Origin of the sequence: Caballeronia sp. BR00000012568055 (assembly GCF_029439455.1) — a bacterium.
Lineage (GTDB): Bacteria > Pseudomonadota > Gammaproteobacteria > Burkholderiales > Burkholderiaceae > Caballeronia.
In genome coordinates, this window is record NZ_JAQFVG010000358.1 from 180753 (window position 1) to 195468 (window position 14716).

A 14716-nucleotide genomic window follows, 5' to 3' on the forward strand; every position below is an offset into this window, starting at 1 on the left:
CAGTTCTCAGTGTGTGTCAGTGCGTCTGCAGATCGAAGGTCGCCACCTCGAACGGCCTCAGCGACTCAATATGTTTGCGCGTGATGCCGCGATAAAAATCGCAGGCGGATGTCTCGACTGCATCGATTGCCGCGTATTTCTTTTCCAGCGGACCCAGACACAGGCCGGCACAGAAGCCCTCGATTTCGCATCCCCGGCAGGGCGCGGGGTTTTCGTGACGCAGGCTTGCATGAGCCTGGTACGGTTGCGCATCGAGCAAGGCCGTTCCTTGGCTGATCGAACCCAGTAAAGTCGATCCCGCCTTGCACGCGAAGACCGAGCCGTTCGGCTCGATACTCAGTTGCGCGCCCTTTGCCGAACAATTCTTGAAGCCGCGTTCCGGCACGGCGTCGTGGCCAGTCAGGAGTTGGAAAATCTGGTGCCAGTATCCGGTCAGAACGACTCCCCGATACCTTCCGTATTCGACGACCCGCCATAGCCGTTCGACGATTTGCTGTCCGCCGAAACGTGCGTAGAAACCGGGATCGAAATCGACGACCACGCCGATTTCGCCCGCGCCGACGTCCACAGCGAGATCGACGATAGATTCATCGAACTCGTTCCAGGTCGATGATGTGAGCGCTGCATTGATCGCCACGCGACAGCCCTTCGCCTGCAGGCGGCGCAGGCCTTCCATCACCAGTGGCGTACTGTCGCCGCCGTGTTTGAGCGGTCGGCTCGGGCTGGTCGGCGAGTCGAAACTCACGCATACCGCGACCTCATACCGCGCAAATGCTTCTGCGATCTCTTCGGTTATCAGCGAGCCATTGGTCACGGTTGACCAGGCAATCTGCATGCGGTCGCGTTCCCCGTTGCCGAATCGCTCCAGAACGGCCTGGATGGCTTTCCAGTTCAGCAACGGCTCGCCGCCAAAGAATTGGATCATCACGCTGTTCACGTCCGACGCGCGCGAGATAGCGAGGGCATTTTCGACGTAGCGCACGGCGTCCTGCGGCTTCATGTGGCGATTGGCCGGATCGTACTGGTGTTCGAAGCGCTCCTTCGACGCGTACATCGAATCATGGAGGTCGATCTTGATTTCATCTGGTGCGTGCAGCCGGCTCAGATCGATTTTGGTCACCTCCGCTTCGACGGACATCTCCTTTCCCTGGATGCCTTCGAAACAGTAAGTACAGCCGAAGTTGCAGGCGTTGGCGAGGATGAGCTGAATGACGTTGATCTTGTTTCCGCTCACGGCCGGCTGAATCGGCGCTTCGTTGGAAACGAGAAGGCCGCGCGCCGCCAGCTGCTGGATCAGCTCGATTTCCCGATCCGCGGCCTCACTTTCAAGCCATGTCACAGGAATGGTGCGGCCTTCGCGAAACCCGTGCAGCACGCGACGCGCTGGATCGTCGAGCAAGCACAGGCCGCCTCGCTCGCGGTGGTAGACGGCCGTGTGCTTGTTCGCCGGAACTTCGATGGCGTCAGCGGACAGGACGTATCGTTTGTACTGCATTGGATGTGGACTCCGCACGCGTAGTGAAAAAGCGAATGTGCGGGCGACGCCGGGCGAGGGGCGGCCGCCCGCTTGCTTTTACTTCGTCAGGCGCGTTTTGAGAACGCTGCGTTGAGCGCCGGATAGCGTGCCGCCAACGGTTCCACCCACCGTGCCACCAACTGTTCCTCCGACGGTACCGCCCACCGTGCCGCCGACTGTGCCGCCAACAGTTCCACCCACTGTGCCACTCATCGTGCTACTGACTACCTTCGTGTTCATCGTGGTTACCTTTCCGTAGTTAAACGACGCATCGATGTTCCGATGCCCCACGAGATTACGTTTCGGTGTTTCGATCCGTCTTGAACGATTGTGCGAATCGAAATGGCATGGCGCGAAGGCAGATTCAGACTGCGTCGATTCGTCCGAGCATCTTCAGCCATCGGGCCGGCGAGATGCCGAACGCCTTGGCGAACTGACGAGTCATGTGGCTCTGATCGGCGAATCCGGCTGCCAGGGAACTTCGTGCAAGCGATCCGCCGGCCAGGATCGATCGCTTCACCAGATCGAGGCGGCGCAACGTCAGATAGCGATACGGACTGGTGCCGAAGAACGACCGGAAGTCACGCGAGAGACTCCAGCGATCACGTCCGCTGATATGCGCGAGATCGTCGAGCGTGACGATGCGGCTCAGGTTGTCGTCGATGTATTCGCGTGCCAGTTGAGCCGCGCGAAAGTCGCCGCGATGGCGTCGTTGATCCTGACCGGACACGGTCTGCAGCGCGATCGCCAGATTCACCAGCTGGTCGTCGCGTTCGAGTTCGCTGCGCGGCAGCGCGATGTCGGACAATAATGCGTGCACGGTGGCGTGCAGACGCGGATCGGCGCAGATGCCGCCATCGACGAAAGGCAAAGGGGCATGCCCCAGCGCCTGCTGCAGCAGGCGCGGCTCGATATAAGCGATCCGATACAAAAATCCTTCTGACGTGCCGGCTTCACCATCGTGAAGTTCGTCCGGATGAATCACCATCGTGTGGCCGGGCAAGCTGTGGCGGGTTTCGCGCCGATAGTTGAACGACTGGACGCCCGACAATGTTATGCCGATTGCATACGAGTCGTGCCGGTGCGGCTCATAACCCCGACCGGTGAAGAACGCTTCGAGGCGCTCTAGTCCCGGCTCGTCGCCCGAGCGGCGAATCCAGTCCCGAGCCGGCGCGGTGATGCATTCATTCTGATTCTCCACGATGTTTCCCTGACCCTTGGCATTCCTCTCCTGAAGATGCTATAGCCGGGTGAAAGATGCATCGGTAAAAAAATAAAACGATTACCGATGCGTCGATCCAAAGCAGACGCACAAGCGAAAAGCATAAAAAAACCCACTGCCAAGCGGCAGTGGGTTTTTAACTTTCAGAGATTCGACTCAGCTACACGTCGAGCAAACTTATCAAGCAAATTCAGCCAGCGCAGTGCGCATCTTCTTCATCGCGCTTGCCTCGATCTGACGAATACGCTCCGCCGATACACCGAATTCATCGGCCAGTTCGTGCAGCGTCATGCCGCCCGATCCATCGTCCTGCACATCCAGCCAGCGCGCTTCGACAATGCGACGGCTGCGCGGATCCAGCGATTCCAGCGCCGACGACAGACCGTCGCTTTGCAGCTTGTCGAACTGACGCGCCGCGATCACGTTGGTCGGCTCGCTATGCGAATCCGCCAGATAGGCGATCGGCGCGAACGCTTCTTCGCCGTCTTCGACTTGTCCTTCGAGCGCGATATCGCCGCCCGACAGACGCGTTTCCATCTCCGCGACTTCCTCGCGCTTCACATTCAGCTCGCTCGCCAGGCCTTCGATTTCCTCAGGCGTAAACGATGCCGTGCCGGTCTTGTGGCTGCGCAGGTTGAAGAACAGCTTGCGCTGCGCCTTCGTGGTCGCGACTTTCACCATGCGCCAGTTGCGCAGGATGTACTCGTGAATCTCGGCCTTGATCCAGTGCATGGCATACGACACCAGGCGCACGTTTTGCTCCGGGTCGAAGCGCTTCACGGCTTTCATCAGGCCGATATTGCCTTCCTGAATCAGGTCCGCGTGCGGCAGCCCGTAGCCTAGATAGTTACGGGCGATCGACACGACCAGGCGCAAGTGCGACAGCACCAGTTGCCGTGCGGCGTCGAGGTTGCCGTTTTGGCGGAACTCGGTGGCGTACTGACGTTCCTCTGCCTGCGACAGCATAGGAATACGGTTCACTGCTTGTATGTAGGAATCGATGTTGCCGATCTGTCCGGTCAGCATCGACGACTGTGCGTACGTCAGCGCGCCTGCCGAAGCCTTGGCAGGTGCCGAGCTCAACACATTCGGAAGGGTCATCGCATTGGTCACGCTCATAAGCTCCTTATCAACAATTCGCCCGCCGCTTAACAACGCCAGCGAGCCAGTCACGATATTAGCACTCCCATTCAGCGAGTGCTAAGTGTTAGAGGGGAAGGGAATGTGAGAGTTCCCACAAAGCTATCGACTTTGCGGGAGTCATAGAGACGGTTTCGACGAATTAAGCGGTCGTTTTTGCCGCTCTCTAATTAACAGTCGAATCCGTTACCGCATTTGTGCGGCGCAGACCTGAATTATTCAAATAAATGAACGACATGCAGGGCTTTGTGCAAATATGTGAAACCCGCACTACAATCGCCGGGTTTGATTCGGCAAGCGAAACGTCAACCCATATCTGGGGTGCTCATGCAGAAAAATAAAGGTCTCTGGCGCAACAAACTTGCCCAGGGCGCGATTGCCCTGACACTCGGACTGGCGTCCGCTGCGGCACACGCTGATCGCTGGGGATTGCAGGTTGCCGGCGGTGTCGCGAATCACGATTTCAAGAAGGCGGACGTCGGCGTCGTGTGGGACCCGGACCTTACGTGGTGGGAAATCGGCGGATTTCACTTCACGCTGCTTGGTGAAGGCCACGTCGGTTACTGGCATACGAGCGAGAGCAACTCGGTTCATCCGAACATATGGGAAGTCGGCGTGACGCCGGTGCTGCGCTTCGTCAAAAGCGGCGGCTGGTTCCGGCCGTTCATCGAAGCGGGCGTGGGCGTCCGGTTGCTGTCGCATACGCGGATCACGGACGACTTCTCCATTTCCACCGCGTTCCAGTTCGCCGATATGGTCGGCGTCGGCGCGATCTTCGGCGACAAACAGAACTATCAGGCGGGCTTCCGCTTCCAGCATCTGTCGAACGCGAGTATCAAAGAGCCGAATCCTGGTATAAATTTCTCGCAGGTTTATCTGCAATACAACTTCTGACGCGGCGCCGGGGAATCGGTTCCGCGACCTACGTGGAGTTGATCGATGCCGGCAACAACCATTGAGGCGATACGCGGCCTCGAACGAGACCGCTTCCGAGCGATGGTGGAAGGCGACGGCGCAGCGCTCGATACGCTGCTCGCCGAAAACGTCAGTTATGTCCACACCAACGGCAAGCGCGAGACCAAGCGTCAGTTTATCGATGCGATCACCGCGGGCCGGCGTCGTTATCGGCAGATCGAGATTCAGTCGCAGGACGTGGTTCCTGCGGGCAAGGATACGTGCATCGTGTCGGGGCGCGCGCTGATCGAGATGGAATCGAAGAATGGCGCGCTGCTGTTTCCGATCGCCTATACCGCCGTGCATGTTCAGGCCGACGCGGGGCAGTGGCAATTGCTCGCGCTTCAGGCGACGCGCGTGGCGCTCGAATAAGCGCCACGTTTCCGCCACGCGTCGGGCGTTACGCCTCGACCGCCTCGTCCTGAGGCACGCTTTCCACGATTCCCTTCGATCGATTCACCGCGCTCACGACCGCATCCACCACCGCGACCGCGGGATTCGCGTGCACCGCGACGCCGAAGCGCATCGGCTGATCGCCGACGCGGCAGCCGACGAAGGCCGCCGTCTCGCCCTTCGACGTCAACACGGTTTCGAACGACACGACGCTCGCGCCCACTTCCAGCGCCGAAGCCACCGCGTTCGCGCATTCCTCGCCGCTCGCCGCGCTCAACGCCGAGACCACGGAAACGCGCCGCCCAAACACCGAAACCGTCGATGCATCGACGCGCGAGACCGCGCCGCCTGCATCGAAATATTCGCGTTTGAAGAGCGCGCAAACCGCTTCGCCGCTGATTTCCTCACCTGAAGAATCCGCGAGCTTCTGAACCGCGTGGCTGAACTCGATCTGCACGCGTCGCGGCGGCGCGAAGCCGAGACCGCGTTCGAGCAGGAACGTCGCGCCGCCCTTGCCGGACTGGCTGTTCACGCGGATCACGGCGTCGTAGCTGCGGCCGAGATCGGCTGGATCGATCGGCAAATAGGGCATTTCCCAGACCGTGCCGGGCACGCGCTGCGCAAAGCCCTTGCGGATTGCGTCCTGATGCGAGCCGGAGAACGCGGTGAAGACGAGATCGCCCGCGTACGGATGGCGCGGATGCACCGGAATCTGATTGCAACGCTCGACGACGCGGCGCACCGCATCGATATCCGAGAAATCGAGTCCCGGATCGATACCTTGCGTATAGAGATTCATCGCCAGCGTGACGAGATCGACGTTGCCGGTGCGCTCGCCGTTGCCGAACAAACATCCTTCGATCCGGTCCGCGCCCGCGAGCAGCGCCATTTCCGCCGCCGCCACCGCCGTGCCGCGATCGTTATGCGGATGCACCGACAACACGATCGAATCGCGATAACCCATATTCCGATCCATCCATTCGATCTGATCGGCGAACACGTTGGGCATCGCGGCTTCGACGGTCGCCGGGAGATTGACGATCATCTTGTGATCCTGCGTCGGACGCCACATTTGCGCGACCGCGTCGCAGACTTCGCGCGCGAACGAGAGTTCGGTCATGCTGAAAGTCTCGGGCGAATACTGATACGTCCAGTGCGTATCCGGCCGCGACATCGCGCATTCCTTGATCATGCGCGTGCCTTCCACGGCGAGCGCCTTCACCTCGTCCTTCGACTGATTGAACACGATCTTGCGGAACGACGGCGCGATCGCATTGTAGAGATGCACGATTACCTTGCTCGCGCCTTCGACGGCCTCGAACGTGCGTTCGATCAAATCGCGCCGCGACTGCACCAGCACTTCGATGGTGACATCGTCGGGAATGCGCTTTTCGTCGATCAACTTGCGCACGAAGTCGAAGTCGGTCTGCGATGCCGACGGAAACCCCACCTCGATTTCCTTGAATCCGATTCCCACCAGCATCTCGAAGAATTCGAGTTTCGCTTCGATGCCCATCGGCTCGATCAGCGACTGGTTGCCGTCGCGCAGATCGGTGCTCATCCAGATAGGAGCCTTTTCGATCGTGCGATTTGGCCAGCGGCGGCCATTCAGACGGACTTGCGGAAACGGGCGGTATTTCTCGGCGGGGTTCGGCATCATGATCGTCGATCTCTCTTCGGACGGTTTGCGTAGCGCCTGCGAGAGATTCCGCAGCCGGCGGCTGGCCGGCATCGGCTGAATGCACATGTTGCTTTGCCGCGCGCACGATCACGATGCGTCCCGACGTGGGTAACGCCTGCGACCAAGGTGAACGTGCGCGAAGCAGCGTGCATTTGACCCTCGCGTTTCCGTATCGCGGGATGCGCGAACGAAAAGCTGACGACTACAAGTGGTAAGGAGGTACTGCGGGAGACTGCTGGAGGACCGGACGCCTTGCGACGCACGGCGCTACATCTGGCGACTTACGCTAGACGTAGCGATAGAGGCCGCGCTAGGCGGCCCGAAATAATTCGGAGGGAGGAGAATTGGGTGAAGCGCATGTTGCGACTTTAAACCGATGCAGAAGAATCTGTCAAATCGGATTTTTCTGGGCTTCGAGCGGTTTGCGGACGACTTGCGCAATCACATCGACCTGGCGCGTGACGGCGGGCGGCACCGGCACATCGCCGCGCATCACGCTTTCGATCCAGCGCGCGGTGGTCGCCGCATCGAGCGATTCGGGCATCTCGACGTGCGGCGCGTGCGGCTGTGAGTGCTCCGGCGCGATCAGCGTTTCGGCGTGGCCGTCGTGGAACCAATCGACCTGCACCGTGCGACGCGTGTCCGCAACCGCTTCGCCTTCCGTGCCGCGCGCGAGCAATGCGCCGCCGATCGCGGTATCGGGATGTTCGGTGAACAGGCCCGTCAGACTTTCCCGATACTCCGGATGCGTGTAGTTCACGAGCCGCAGTCCCGGCTCTGCAAACGGCTGAAGAATCTTGACCAGCGTGTGCGTCGAATTGCGCACGCCCATGATGCGGCGAATCGATAGCAAGCGCGCCAGCTTCGGCGCGAGCACGCCGATCGGCGCGAACGCGAGCCGGCGCGACGCCAGCGAATCCTCGATTTCATCGTGCGATGCCGCGTGCGGAATGCCCAATTCCGCGAAAATTTCCGCACTGGTCACGCGGCCGGGATCATCGACAACGCCATGCACGAGCACCGGCACGCCTTCGCGCGCCAGCATCAGCGCGAGCAGCGGCGTCAGATTCGGCTGTTTACGCGCGCCGTTGTAGCTCGGAATCGATACGGGCCGCGCGTGCTCGCGTCCTTCCTGCACATGCAGCGGCTCGAACGATCGATGCGCGGCGGCAAGCATCGCCGCGAGTTCGGCGGACGTTTCACCCTTCACGCGATACGCCAGCAGCACCGCGCCGAGTTCGAGATCGGAGACGCGGTTGTCGAGCATGGCTTCGTAGAGCGCGTAGGTTTCGTCGCGGGAGAGGGCGCGCGCGCCGTTCGGCCCACGGCCGATTTCCTTGATGTAGCGTGCGCAGGCGAAAGCGGAGTCGGTATCGGTCATTGGTTGCGTGGGCGGATCGGGCGCTCAATTCGTGGTCTGAGCGATGCCGTCGCGAAGTTGGTGTGCAGGAAGATATTCAGTATCGCATTTAGCAGGCGCTGACAAGGTGCGTTCCGATTGCGTTCCAATCGATACGACTCGCTCATGGCGATTTCATGACGTTGCCGAAGGCGAGTCGAAAGCTCCTGAAAGCCGCGCCGGACAAGCGCCGTCACGATTTCCGCGTGCGCGTTACACTCCTCGATCGTGCTGCATATCAAAAACCAGGAGAGCGGGATGAGTTACGTGTTTTCTCCGGCGCCGGCTGCAACGGTGCCCGTCGATGGTTCGGATCAACAGTTTCCGGTGCGCCGCATTTATTGCGTCGGACGAAATTACGAAGCGCACGCGCGCGAAATGGGCCACGATCCCGACCGCGAGCCGCCGTTCTTCTTCAGCAAACCCGCCGATGCCGTGCTTTACGTCGCGCCGGGCGCAACGGGCGAGTTTCCGTATCCCACGCTCACGAAAAACCTGCACTACGAGATGGAACTGGTCGCGGCCATCGGCAAGCAGGGCAAAAACATTTCCGCCGATACAGCGCTCGACTACGTGTACGGCTACGCGCTCGGCCTCGACATGACGCGCCGCGATCTGCAAGCCGATGCGAAAAAGCTCGGCCGTCCGTGGGATACGGCGAAGGGCTTCGATCATTCCGCGCCCATCGGCCCGATTCATCCGGTGTCGAAAGTCGGCCATCTGGAAAAAAGCGCGATCTGGCTGACGGTCAACGGTGAAGAAAAGCAGCGCTCTGATATCTCGCAACTGATCTGGTCGGTCGGCGAGACGATCGCTTATCTGTCCACGCTGTTCGAACTCTTCCCCGGCGATCTCATTTTCACCGGCACGCCGGAAGGCGTCGGCGCAGTCGTGCAGGGCGATGTGATGAAGGGCGGCGTCGAAGGTATCGGCGAATTTACCGTGCGCGTGGTCTGATGAAGCTCTATAGCTATTTTCGAAGCTCGGCGGCGTATCGCGTGCGGATTGCGCTGAATCTGAAGGGACTCGACTACGAGTACGCGCCCGTGCATCTGTTGCGCGATGGCGGGCAGCAGTTGAAGCCGGAGTATCGCGAACTGAATGCGGACGGCATCGTGCCGACGCTCGTCGATGGTGACGACGTGCTCACGCAGTCGCTTGCGATCATCGAGTATCTGGAAGAGACGCATCCCGAGCCGGCGCTGTTGCCGCGCGATCCGATCGATCGCGCGTTCGTGCGTTCGGTGGCGTTGCAGGTCGCGTGCGAGATTCATCCGGTCGACAATCTGCGCGTGCTGAAGTATCTGAAGCACGAACTGAAAGTGGCCGATGACGTGAAGGACGCCTGGTACAGGCATTGGATCGATTCGGGCTTCGCTGCGCTGGAAAAGCGCCTGGCGCGCGACAAGCGCGTCGGCTCGCTGACTTTTGGCGATACGCCGACCATCGCGGACTTGTGCATCGTGCCGCAGGTGTTCAATGCGCAGCGCTTCAATATCGACCTGACGCCTTATCCGACGATTGCGCGTATCGCCGAGGCCGCCAATCAACTCGATGCCTTCGCCAAAGCCGCGCCCGCGCAGCAGCCGGACGCCGAATGACGGGCGATTGGGCGGCGTTATTTTCGGGCGCGGGGCTGGGCGCGAGTCTGATCGTCGCGATCGGGGCGCAGAACGCGTTCGTGTTGCGGCAAGGGCTGAAGCGCAGGCACGTCGGTATCGTCGTGTCGATTTGCGCGTTGATCGATGTGCTGCTGATCGGCTTGGGTATCGGCGGAATGGGCGCGTTGATTCAACGCGCGCCCGTTTTGCTCGATGTGATTCGCTGGGCCGGCGCGGCCTTCGTGTTTCTCTACGGCTTGCGCGCGTTTCTGGCGGCGTGGCGCGGGCCGGGGCATCTGAACGCGGCGGCGCAGGAATCGCAAACCGCGATGAGCGCAGCGACTACGGTGATCGCGTTGTCGCTGCTCAATCCGCACGTTTATCTCGATACCGTGGTGCTGCTCGGCGGCATCGGCGCGCGGCATGCGTATCCGGGCAACGCGTGGTTCGCCGCCGGCGCGATGTGCTCGTCGATCGTGTGGTTCACGGCGCTTGGCTACGGCGCGCGCCTGCTCGAACCGTGGTTCGAGAAAGACGTGTCGTGGCGCGTGCTCGATGTGATCGTCGGCTGCGTGATGTGGTGGATTGCGGCGTCGTTAGTCTTCGCGCGATAAAAATAACGAATAGATTTGCCTTCACTGGCAAATCACCGATTAGCGACCGACTGCAACAATTAACATCATAATTACGATTTAATTCGGATTAGTTTCATTATCATTTCAGTCGTTCATATCTAAGATTTCGGGTTGCTAATCATTGGCTTTCCCGTGTCTCATCGAACTCCATCGCTGACTGCGACTGCCACTTCGCTGGCGCTTTTCGGCCTCACACTCAACGCACAGGCCGCGGCGCCCATCGCCTCCGAAGCGCCAGCCATCAACGATCTGGCGCGCGCGTCCCAAACGCAGCAACTGCAACAGCAACGTTTGGATGCCGAAACAAATTCCGGCGAACTCGCCAATACGCTGACGCCCGGCGGCGATCTCAAACAAACCTTCGATATCGGGCATTTGCCCGCGGAATCGCCGTGCTTTCCGATCAGCGAAGTCAGGCTTGTCGATTCGCCCTTCGACTGGCTCGATGCGAAAGCGCAAAAGGCCGCAGGCCAGTGCATTGGCACGCAAGGTTTGAAGCTCGTTTTGCGCGAGTTGGGCAATGAGCTGATCGATCGTGGCTACATCACCTCGCGCGTGACGCTGCCGGAGCAATCGCTTGCGTCGGGCGTGTTGACGCTGAATATCGCGCCGGGGAAAGTTGCCGATATCCGCACCGAAGGCGATGGCATCGGCACGCTCGGCGCGGCGCTACCCAGTCACCAAGGCGCGCTGCTCAATCAACGCGATGTGGATCAGGCGCTCGAGAATATCCGCCGCTTGTCGTCGCAGTCCGGTGCGCGGTTCGCCATCATGCCCGGCAGCGAAGCGGGTGATTCCGACATCGTGCTGACGCCGGACACGGGCAAGCGCTGGCAAGGCGTGGTTGGTTACGACAACGCCGGCCAAAAGGCGACGGGCAAGAACGAAGTTTTCGCCGCGCTCGTCGTCGATTCGCCGTTTCATCTTTACGACCAGCTTCAGCTTTTCGGCCTGACCAATGCCGATCGCGGCGCGTCCGGACACGGCACGGATCAGGTGGCGGCCGGCTATAGCGTGCCGTTTGGTTACGGCATGTTGAGCCTCGACGCGAGCCGCGCAAGTTATGAGCAAACCGTGCGCGCGAGTGTCGGCCCGGTGCAATACACCGGCGACCAAAAGAACTTCGGCGCGAAGTTGTCCGCGGTCGTGCAGCGCAACGCGCATTCACGCACGGAACTGCGCGTACGCGCGTTTCGCTCGATGGCCGCGAACGCGATCAACGCTCAGCCTACCGACATCCAGAACCGCGATGTCTACGGCTACGAACTCGGCGCATCGCACCGGCGCTATGTCGGGCGCGCGCAGATCAACGCGTCGCTTGGCTGGCGGGAAACGCTGCCGGGGCTGTCGAGGAATCCGGGATATGCGGTCGGACCCGGCTTCAGCGGCCGCGAGCAAATCGAAACGGCGAATCTGAGCGTGCTCGCGCCATTTCGGATCGGCAAACAGCCGTTTTCTTATCGATTCGGATGGGCGGCCCAGAACGCGCGTACGCCTGTCAATGCTCAGGATTACTTCACGATCGGCACACGTTATTCGGTGCGCGGCTTCGACCAGCAATCGACGCTGTCCGCCGAAAGCGGCTGGGCCGTATCCAACGAACTCGACTGGTACGCGCCTACGCGCATCGGCACGCAGTCCGTGTACGTCGGCGCCGACGTTGGACGCGTGCGTGGGCCGACGGCGCCGTTTCTGGCGGGTGACACGCTGGTGGGGGCAGTGGTCGGTGTCAGAGGCACTTTGGCTCCGGCGAACCGGTTCGTCGGTGGCGTCGATTTCGACGTATCGCTGGGTTGGCCGCTTTACAAGCCCAAGGCGTATCCGAATAAGTCGCCGACTGTGCTCGTGCAGATGAGCATACGCATCTGAGCGGCCCCACTTTCTCAATTGCGGCCACAAGCCGCAGCTTTCTTAAAAATAATCATGAACAAAGGTATTTTTCGAGTGATCTTCAATGCTCGCCAGGGCGAACGCGTCGTCGCCGATGAGCACGCGCGTTCGAGCGCGGGTGGCTTGCAAACAGCGAGCGCTTCGCAACCTGCGGCAGCGCAGACATCGTCCAATCACGTTTGGTTCGCGGCGCGCGCGCTGGCGTTCGCGTCGCTCTGCACGTTCGGCATGCAGCCGATGGTCGCAAGCGCTCAGGCCAATCTGCCGATCTCGGCTCAAGGCGCGGGCACCACGCTCGGCAAATCGTCGAACGGCACTTCGGTGGTCAATATCGCCGCGCCGAATCAGGCGGGTGTATCGAACAATATGTTCAATCAGTACAACGTCGGCACGGCGGGCGTGATTCTGAACAACAGCCAGACGGCCGCGCAAACCGCGATCGGCGGCACGGTTCAGGGCAACGCGGCTCTGACGCAAGGCCCGGCGAATCTGGTCCTCTTGCAGGTCAACGGTGGCTCGCCGTCGCAACTGCTCGGCGCGACCGAAATCGCCGGTAAGGGCGCGAATCTGGTGCTCGCCAATCCGGCAGGCATCACGTGTTCGGGTTGCGATTTCCTGAACGCGCCGCGCGTCACGCTGACGACCGGCACGTCGGTGCTCGACCAGAACGGCGCGATGGCGGCGCTGCTGGTGAAGGGCGGCGATATCGCGATCGAAGGCAAGGGGCTGAGCGCGAAGGATAGCGGCGTCGATCTCATTTCCCGCGTGATGACGATCAACGGCGCGGTCCGTGCCAAGACGATCGACGCGATCGGCGGTTCGAACACCGTCGATTACGCGCGCAAGACCGCGACCGTGCTGAACGTCGGGCCGGGACCGGATGTGTCGATCGATGTGCAGGCGCTCGGCAGCATGTACGGTGACGGCGCGGTGCGCCTCGTCTCGACCGGTGCGGGCGTGGGCGTGCGCGACAACGGCAAGATCAGTTCGCTGACGGGCGATGTCGCGGTGTCGTCGAACGGCGATATCACGATCGGCGCGCCTGCCTCGATCGCAGCCGACAGCGCGGTGACGCTGAGCGGCGCGAACGTCGTCAACGATGGCAAGCTCGCAGCCGACACCGTGCGTGTCGATGCCACGCGTTCGGCGACGAACAGCGGCGCGATGGAAGGCCGCAATGTCATCGTGAATTCGAACGGCTCGATCACCAGCAGCGGCACGCTGAACGCGAGCAACGGCCTGTTCCTGATCGGCGCGCGCGACGTGAACCTCGACGGCGGCAGCGCGACTGCTGGCGGCGCGCTGTACGCATCGGCGGGCGGCACGCTGTCGAACCGTGGCGGCACGCTGAAGTCCGGCAGCACGATGAATGTCGATGCGAACCGCGTCGACAACACCAACGGCAGCATGACATCGGACGATACCGTCACGGTGAACGCCGCGACCGTGCTTAACGAAGGCGGCGTGATCCACGGCGCGAAGGACGGCGCAGCGAGCGTCGAACCGACCACGCCGGAGCAGGGCGGTGACCAGACCGACGCAGGCCAGAACCCGAAACCGGTCGATCCGGCCGGCGAGGAAATGGTCACGGTGTTGTCCGATGGCGGCGCGGTGACGCTCCGCCGTCGTGAACTGGATCAGTTCGCCGGCCGCGATCTGGTGTCGATCGGCAACGACACGTACGTGCCGCGCAATCTGCTCGCAAGCATGGGCTTCGACGAAAACGGCAAGCCGCTTCACGCCGGCCCGGTCATGCCCGATCAGGGGCAGGCTCCGGTCACGCCCGATCACGGCACGGCTCCGGTCGATTTCATTACCTTGATGACCGGCGCGAACACCAGCATCTCCGTTCCGCGTGGCGATCTGGAGCATCTGGCGGACCGCGATCTGGTCTATATCGGCAACGACACGTTCGCACCGCGCGCGCTGCTGGCGTCGATGGGCCGCGATCAGAACGGCAACCCGATCGTGCCAGGCTACCCGGTCGAGCGTCCGGTCGATCCGTCGATGGACGAGCGCGTAACGCTGGTCACGCCGACCGGTGACTCGTTCATTCGCCGCGGCGAACTGAGCCAGTACGCCGGCTCGGATCTGGTCTACGTCGGTGACAACCGTTACGTGCCGCGCGCATTGCTGAGTCTGGTCGGTCTTGACCAGGCTGGTAATCCGTTGGTGCGCTAAAACGCAAAACGCCTGACGTTGCAGTCAGGCGTTGAGTGTCGATAAAAAAACAGCCTTCGGTTTCGGCCGAAGGCTGTTTCGTTTGGTGCGTGAGAGCGATGCAG

The 14716-nt window shown here is 61.3% G+C and carries 12 protein-coding genes; 7 read left to right on the forward strand and 5 right to left on the reverse strand.

The annotated features are described in order from the left end of the window. Positions 1-16: 16 nt before the first annotated feature. The 3 genes from P7F28_RS32680 to rpoH form a co-directional block, all read right to left on the reverse strand. Positions 17-1495 (reverse strand): radical SAM/SPASM domain-containing protein, encoded by a 1479-nt coding sequence (locus P7F28_RS32680; RefSeq protein WP_277189425.1) that lies wholly within the window; start codon positions 1493-1495, stop codon positions 17-19. A 385-nt stretch (positions 1496-1880) separates the two neighbouring features. After that, the gene (locus tag P7F28_RS32685; RefSeq protein ID WP_277189426.1) at positions 1881-2717 is read right to left on the reverse strand and encodes an AraC family transcriptional regulator; all 837 of its coding nucleotides are present in this window, start codon (positions 2715-2717) and stop codon (positions 1881-1883) included. A 201-nt stretch (positions 2718-2918) separates the two neighbouring features. Beyond that, positions 2919-3851: an RNA polymerase sigma factor RpoH gene (gene rpoH / locus P7F28_RS32690; RefSeq protein WP_277189530.1), complete on the reverse strand. Its 933-nt coding sequence runs from the start codon at positions 3849-3851 to the stop codon at positions 2919-2921. 354 nt (positions 3852-4205) lie between these two features. On the opposite strand from rpoH, the gene P7F28_RS32695 reads away from it, so the two are divergent. Both P7F28_RS32695 and P7F28_RS32700 read left to right on the forward strand, forming a co-directional pair. Beyond that, positions 4206-4772, forward strand: coding sequence for an acyloxyacyl hydrolase (locus P7F28_RS32695; protein WP_277189427.1), 567 nt, complete (start codon positions 4206-4208; stop codon positions 4770-4772). A 45-nt stretch (positions 4773-4817) separates the two neighbouring features. Beyond that, positions 4818-5204: a nuclear transport factor 2 family protein gene (locus tag P7F28_RS32700; protein WP_277189428.1), complete on the forward strand. Its 387-nt coding sequence runs from the start codon at positions 4818-4820 to the stop codon at positions 5202-5204. A 28-nt stretch (positions 5205-5232) separates the two neighbouring features. On the opposite strand, the gene leuA is transcribed toward P7F28_RS32700, so the two are convergent. Continuing rightward, positions 5233-6885 (reverse strand): 2-isopropylmalate synthase, encoded by a 1653-nt coding sequence (gene leuA, locus P7F28_RS32705; RefSeq protein WP_277189429.1) that lies wholly within the window; start codon positions 6883-6885, stop codon positions 5233-5235. Between the two features lie 412 nt (positions 6886-7297). Further along, positions 7298-8287: a DNA-binding protein YbiB gene (gene ybiB, locus P7F28_RS32710; RefSeq protein ID WP_277189430.1), complete on the reverse strand. Its 990-nt coding sequence runs from the start codon at positions 8285-8287 to the stop codon at positions 7298-7300. A 276-nt stretch (positions 8288-8563) separates the two neighbouring features. On the opposite strand from ybiB, the gene P7F28_RS32715 reads away from it, so the two are divergent. The 5 genes from P7F28_RS32715 (at position 8564) to P7F28_RS32735 (ending at position 14612) form a co-directional block, all read left to right on the forward strand. Next, positions 8564-9262: a fumarylacetoacetate hydrolase family protein gene (locus tag P7F28_RS32715; RefSeq protein ID WP_277189431.1), complete on the forward strand. Its 699-nt coding sequence runs from the start codon at positions 8564-8566 to the stop codon at positions 9260-9262. Continuing rightward, positions 9262-9906, forward strand: a complete 645-nt coding sequence (maiA, locus tag P7F28_RS32720; RefSeq protein WP_277189432.1) for a maleylacetoacetate isomerase — start codon at positions 9262-9264, stop codon at positions 9904-9906. The genes P7F28_RS32715 and maiA overlap by 1 nt, the downstream gene beginning before the upstream one ends. Further along, a complete protein-coding gene (locus P7F28_RS32725) occupies positions 9903-10520 on the forward strand; it encodes a LysE/ArgO family amino acid transporter (RefSeq protein WP_277189433.1) in 618 nt (205 codons plus the stop codon). Before maiA ends, P7F28_RS32725 begins: the two co-directional genes overlap by 4 nt. A gap of 153 nt (positions 10521-10673) precedes the next feature. After that, positions 10674-12410, forward strand: a complete 1737-nt coding sequence (locus P7F28_RS32730; RefSeq protein ID WP_277189434.1) for a ShlB/FhaC/HecB family hemolysin secretion/activation protein — start codon at positions 10674-10676, stop codon at positions 12408-12410. Positions 12411-12464: 54 nt separating this feature from the next. After that, positions 12465-14612: a filamentous hemagglutinin N-terminal domain-containing protein gene (locus P7F28_RS32735; RefSeq protein ID WP_277189435.1), complete on the forward strand. Its 2148-nt coding sequence runs from the start codon at positions 12465-12467 to the stop codon at positions 14610-14612. The last annotated feature ends 104 nt before the right edge of the window (positions 14613-14716 follow it).